Source organism: Porphyromonas sp. CAG:1061, from assembly GCF_000435035.1.
Classification (GTDB): domain Bacteria; phylum Bacteroidota; class Bacteroidia; order Bacteroidales; family Porphyromonadaceae; genus Porphyromonas_A; species Porphyromonas_A somerae.
This window is the reverse complement of record NZ_HF988903.1, coordinates 1-3,625: the sequence shown is the minus strand read 5'-3', so window position 1 is coordinate 3,625 and position 3,625 is coordinate 1. Positions and strand designations below refer to the sequence as shown.

3 protein-coding genes are annotated in these 3,625 nt (G+C 50.5%); 1 reads left to right on the top strand and 2 read right to left on the bottom strand.

Annotated features, from left to right (window positions below; genetic code table 11):
* Window positions 1-11: 11 nt before the first annotated feature.
* Together tpx and QVO39_RS03830 are read right to left on the bottom strand one after the other, a co-directional pair.
* The gene (tpx, locus tag QVO39_RS03835; protein ID WP_018027473.1) at window positions 12-509 is read right to left on the bottom strand and encodes a thiol peroxidase; all 498 of its coding nucleotides are present in this window, start codon (window positions 507-509) and stop codon (window positions 12-14) included.
* A gap of 610 nt (window positions 510-1,119) precedes the next feature.
* Window positions 1,120-2,286 carry an AI-2E family transporter gene (locus tag QVO39_RS03830; protein ID WP_288171732.1) on the bottom strand — a complete coding sequence of 389 codons (1,167 nt, stop codon included), beginning with the start codon at window positions 2,284-2,286 and terminating at the stop codon, window positions 1,120-1,122.
* 55 nt (window positions 2,287-2,341) lie between these two features.
* On the opposite strand from QVO39_RS03830, the gene dacB reads away from it, so the two are divergent.
* A partial coding sequence (gene dacB / locus QVO39_RS03825; protein WP_288171731.1) for a D-alanyl-D-alanine carboxypeptidase/D-alanyl-D-alanine endopeptidase occupies window positions 2,342-3,625 on the top strand: 1,284 nt, incomplete at its 3' end.

Sequence of the window (3,625 nt, the reverse complement as noted above, 5' to 3'; positions counted from 1 at the left end):
AGAGACTCAAATTACTTGAGGGCAGCTAGAGCTGCATCGTAATTTGGCTCCGTGGTAATCTCTGGTACCAACTCGGTGTAGATCACCTTGCCCTCAGCATCTACCACTACGATAGAGCGAGCGGTAAGACCAGCAAGAGGACCATCGGACATCTTTACGCCATACTCCTTGCCAAAGTCGCTACGGAAGAGTGATCCCGTCTTTACCTTGTCAATTCCCTCAGCACCGCAGAAGCGAGCTAGAGCGAAAGGAAGGTCTTGAGACACGCCAAGTACTACAGTATTATCGGCCTCAGAAGCACGCTTATTAAAGGTGCGAACACTCTGTGCACATACCCCTGTATCAATACTTGGGAAGATGTTGATCACTACACGCTTACCTCTGAAATCAGAGAGCTTTCCCTCAGAGAGGTCACCATAAACCACGGTAAAGTCGGGAGCTACACTGCCTACCTTTGGTAGCTCACCTACAGTATGAACGGCGTTACCGCCTAATGTTACTTGTGCCATATTGACTATTAATTAATTGGTTATTGAATTATTTTGTACCTATAGCTAAAACAACCATCGCTATCAATTGGTTCAAAGTTGGGTACCTAATCGGACGAGTCAGAGGGCTCCCAAGCTAAGAGGCCCAGAAGAGCAGACCGCAAACGCTGCGTGGCTTAGTGACCTCACCCTCGCCCCCTCCCTACGCGACCACTTCAATGGGGAGTGCATCAATCTCACAGCACCCATTAGTCAAGACCCTATAGGTACTAGTCCCTCTCACTCTAAAAAATCAAAAGCGACGAGGTTAATTACTATTGTGCAATACAGATATTATCACTAGCTTTGTGAAGAGTCCTGATTACAGATAGGTCACGTCGGCGAGATTGATTCGCCGTTGGCCTATTTGGGTTGGGACTCTCTTTTATAGTTAGAAATTTCAATCATATACCCTCCGATTAACTGGTGGGTTAACTAGACAAAAACTGAGATGCAACAAAGCAAAAGCTTAGTTGCATCTCGCTGATTGGTTAGTTGCAACTCGTCAATTGCTTAGTTGCAACTCGTCTAAAGCAAAAATAGACTCCTGTATATCAATTAGTTACAAAGGCCATTTTTTAGCCTTTTATCTTTACTCCGCCTCCTTCGTTTTATGGCCTAAATGGAAGTCAGGCATCTTGCCCTTGCCACCAGAGAGGGGCACTGGAGCGCCCACCACATACTTCATATAAAAGTGGTAGCAGATCATGGTGAGTGGCAGGGCAAAGAGCATTCCGAAGAACCCAAATAGCGAGCCCCAAACGGTGAGGGAAAGCATGATAGCTACAGGGTGGATTCCTAGGGACTGACCTTGGATAAGAGGGGTGAGGAGTACTTGTTGGAGTGCATCGCTCAGCACAATCACGCCAACGCCAGCTAGGAGGAGGATAAAGAAGTTATCGCCCGTCATCACCGACTGTAGCCCCACCAGTATCACGAGTGGAAGGTAGCCCAACGTCTGCATATAGGGGATCATATTGAGTAGCCCTATCAAGAGCCCTAGGGTAATCCCCATTGGCAGTCCAATAATGTAAAAGCCCACCGCCATCACCACCCCACAAATCATGGCAATCAGTGCTTGGCTACGGAAGTAAGCATTGGCATAGTGACCAGTTACCTCACCCAGCTCCTCCATAAAGGGGCGAATACTCACTGGCATCATCTCCATAAACCCTTTCTGTATCTTTTCGTAATCGAGCATCAAGAAGACCAAGTAAAAGAGGAAGATATAGATCACTGCTCCACCAGCAATGAGGTTAAAGGTACTCTCAATCAGTCCCCACCCCTTTGTGAATATCTGCTCGATAGAGCCAAAGAGCTCCTGCATATTGACGCTGCTCATAAACTCCTCCCACTTCTGGATCAGCTGACTACGGGAAGAGAGCTCCTCTGGTAGCAAGCTCAGCAGATAGGCACCGATATCATACCGCTTCAGCATCTCCCACCCTTTACTCACCTCATTGGTGATACTTGGTATAAGGATGGCTAGCAGACCTACCACCAGCCCAATCGTCACGAGCAGCACAATCGTGGTGGAGAGCCACCGCTTACGTATCTTACACTTATCCTCCAAAAAGTGAAGGAGTGGTAGCATTAGGTAGGCCATTAGCCACGCGATGATGAGTGGAATTAGGAAATAGCTTATGCGGGCAATCAGCCATACCAAAGCTGCAAATATCAATAGGCCGAAGCCGATACGAGCAATACGGTCGCGAGTAAATGGTGTCCGAAAGAACTCCTCTATCTGTCTTGGTTTCATAAAAATCGAAGGGGTCACCCCTATTTTGGTTATCTTTGCACAAAGATAGATAATTATGACGAAATACCGACCAACATTCCACAGACTAAGTAGCATCACCCTCATGCTACTGCTACTCCCCTTAGTGGCCAAGGCACAAGGGGTCAAGACTCCAAGCGAACCAGCTGCTCTAGCTCGCTCCTTCTGGACCCTCTCAATACAAGAGGCAGAGAGTGGCAAAGAGCTGGTAGGCATCCGAAGCCACCACCTCGCCACCCCCGCGAGTACCATGAAGCTGGTCTCCACGGCTACTCTTTGGAGTCAAAGAGGTGGCGGGCTACGCATCCCCACTGAGATACGCACCACTGGCACTATTGCTCAAGGGAAGCTGGAGGGCGACCTCTACATTGTGGGGCACGGCGACCCCTCCATCGGCTCAAGGTACTTTTGGAATAGCGACCAAGACATTTTCTTTAAAGAGGTGGCCAAAGCGCTTAAGTCAAAAGGGATCACCCAGATCAATGGCAATATCATTGCCCTCTCGCCCTCAAGTGACTTCCAAGCCAACAACCCCCGCTGGATTGCCTACGATATGGGTAATGCCTACGCACCCGGCTTCTGGAGCCTTAATGCCTACGATAATAGCTACTCTCTCCACTTTACCAAGCATGGGGAGAGCTACTACACTACCCCCACCGTGCCTCAGCTCGAGCTACGGAAAGTCTACGAAGTCACGTCTAGCAGCCACCGCGACTCTCTCTATATCTCGGCCTTTCCTCACCCCGATGGCAGCTACGATATCACAGGCTCCTACCCTCAGCGAGTAGAGAAACTGCGGATCCGTGGTGCCCTCCCCAATCCCCCTCTTTTCGTTGCCCACCACCTACAGGAGGTGCTCAAGGCACAAGGCATCACCACCCAAGGCGAAGCTCGGGTAGCCCCCACCACGCCTGCAGAGAGCCAGCTCCTCTACACCTACCAATCGGCACCCCTCCGCACGCTTGTGCAGACTACCCTGCACTATAGCCACAACCTCTTTGCCGAAGGGTTGCTCCGGCAGCTCACTTGGGGCAAGACTCCACTCCCAGGGCAGAATGCCACACAAACGGCCGTCAATGAGGTACACCGCTACTGGACTAGCCGAGGCATCAATACCCGCGAACTCGAGATGATGGACGGCTCGGGGCTTTCACCCGAAAATAGGGTCTCTGCCTACTTCCTTGCCACTATGCTCGGAAAGGTACACAGAGCCGACCCCACTGGTAGCTACCAAAGCCTACTCCCACGTGCAGGGATGGAGGGCACCCTCGTGCAGTTTCTCAAAGGCACTCCCCTTCAGGGCAAAGCCCGCCTCAAGAGT

What these genes read in the sequence shown, in the direction of transcription:
- tpx (WP_018027473.1), bottom strand. Translation starts at nt 509, where the DNA reads ATGGCACAAGTAACATTAGGCGGTAACGCCGTTCATACTGTAGGTGAG.
- QVO39_RS03830 (WP_288171732.1), bottom strand. Translation starts at nt 2,286, where the DNA reads ATGAAACCAAGACAGATAGAGGAGTTCTTTCGGACACCATTTACTCGC.